The sequence below is a fragment of the Mesorhizobium sp. M7A.F.Ca.CA.004.04.2.1 genome (genome assembly GCF_004022825.1).
Lineage (GTDB): Bacteria > Pseudomonadota > Alphaproteobacteria > Rhizobiales > Rhizobiaceae > Mesorhizobium.
In genome coordinates this window covers 1-1,126 of record NZ_RZPH01001420.1, presented here as the reverse complement: position 1 = coordinate 1,126, position 1,126 = coordinate 1, and the positions used below count along the sequence as shown (strand labels likewise).

The following is a 1,126-nucleotide window of genomic DNA, read 5'->3' as shown; positions in this document are numbered from 1 at the left end:
TCCAGAGACCTCGCAACAAACTTTCGTGTCCCGCCTTGGCCTGCTATGGGATGAACGGGGTGGCCGAGAAAAGTGTCCGCGTAACATGAAGCCCATCTACATCGACTACCTCAATGCCCTCGACATCGATGCCCTTGCCATGACCGATGGCGAAATCATCGCTGCCGTCGAGGCTGGCCTGGTGGCGCAGGGCCGGGGCCAGACGGTGATCGAACCGCGCGTCCATCTCGAGCCGGACCCGTCCTTCCACGGCCATTTCGACGTGTTGCGCGGCTACGTCGCGCCGCTCGACACGGCCGGCGTCAAGATCGTCGGCGACTATGTCGACAATTACCTGCATGGCCTGCCTTCCGAATTCGGCATCCTCAACCTGTTCGACCCGCGCACCGGCGCGCCGCGCGCCATCCTCGACGCCACCGTCATCACCGACATGCGCACAGGCGCCGTCACCGCCATCGGCGCCAGGCATCTGGCGCGAAAGAATTCCAAAGTGCTGGCCCATATCGGCGCGCGCGGCACCGCCTACTGGAATGTCCGCCTGCTCGACCATCTCTTCGATTTCGACGAGATCCGCGTCCATTCGCGCCGCCCGGAAAGCCGCGACGGTTTTGCCGCCAGACTATCCGCCGATCTCGGCAAGACGGTGACGGCGGTCGCCGACTGGAAAAGCTGCATCGAGGGCGCCGACATTGTCGTCGAGGCCTCGCGGTTGCCGGAGCCGCAGCCATTGCTCAAGACCGAATGGATCAAGCCCGGCGCGTTGGTCGTGCCCTACGGCACGATGAGCGCGGTGGAACTGTCGTTGACCGATATCATGCAGAAAATGGTCGTCGACGATTGGGGCCAGTGCAAGGGCGGCAAGTTCGGCTCGCTGCGCGCCCATGTCGAGACCGGGCGGCTGAGCGAGAAGACGCTGCATGCCGAGCTTGGCCAGATCGCCGCCGGTCTGAAAGCCGGGCGCGAAAGCGACGCCGAAACGATCCTGTTCTGGCATCGCGGCCTGTCGCTGTCCGACATTGCGCTGGGCAAGGCGATGCTGGCCAAGGCCCAAGTGCAAGGCATCGGCCAGCGGCTGCGCTTCGCATGAGCGCGCTCGTCCTCACCGGAACCGGCGTCGGTATTGACG

The 1,126-nt window shown here is 64.6% G+C and carries 1 protein-coding gene; it reads left to right on the top strand.

The features are described 5' to 3' along the window. Window positions 1-85 precede the first annotated feature (85 nt). Window positions 86-1,087 (top strand): ornithine cyclodeaminase family protein, encoded by a 1,002-nt coding sequence (locus tag EN893_RS35060; RefSeq protein ID WP_127270888.1) that lies wholly within the window; start codon window positions 86-88, stop codon window positions 1,085-1,087. Window positions 1,088-1,126: the final 39 nt, after the last annotated feature.